The organism is Bartonella sp. MR168JLCBS (assembly GCF_042194175.1).
Genome location: NZ_JBHIMP010000604.1, coordinates 1 through 553, shown reverse-complemented (window position 1 = coordinate 553; position 553 = coordinate 1). Strand labels below are relative to the sequence as shown.

Sequence of the window (553 nt, the reverse complement as noted above, 5' to 3'; positions counted from 1 at the left end):
TGTTTTCTTTGTTAGTCTACTCATTTTTGTTTTATTTGTTTACACAGGGCCATGGATTTTCAAGAGAAATTGTTGGCCGCAAAAATCTTTGCACTTGAAGAAAGTACCAGGGAATATCAAGAAAACATTTATGCACTTGAAGAGAGGATGGAGAAATTGTTTGCCATGAAAGCAAGTCAAGGCTATCCACAACAACCTAGACCACCACAACCCCAAGTTCCCCAATTTCAGCCCCAACATCAAGAAGTGAGCAAATATAGTACTGAGCAAGTGTTGGCCGCATTCATGAAAAACACGGAGGAAAAGTTTCAGATTCAGGACAAGAAGTTTGATGAATGTGGAGCTATATTGATAGATGTCCAAGCGTCCATTCAATCCCTTGAGAACAAAGTCCGACAGCTTGTTAGGGAAAATTATGTGCCTCCCTCATGTGAACCATCGTGCAATATTGAAAATGATCCAATGGAGCACTTGGGGGCCGGCAATCCAATGAGTGGAAATCAAATAGAAGTGGGGGCCGAAGAAAACCTAAGTGTCATGGAAGTCGGGGAAA

Annotated in this window: 1 protein-coding gene; it reads left to right on the top strand. The window is 41.8% G+C overall.

The features are described from left to right. Positions 1–51 precede the first annotated feature (51 nt). On the top strand, positions 52–553 hold a 502-nt coding region (locus ACFIK8_RS12960), incomplete at its 3' end, for a hypothetical protein (protein ID WP_375669657.1).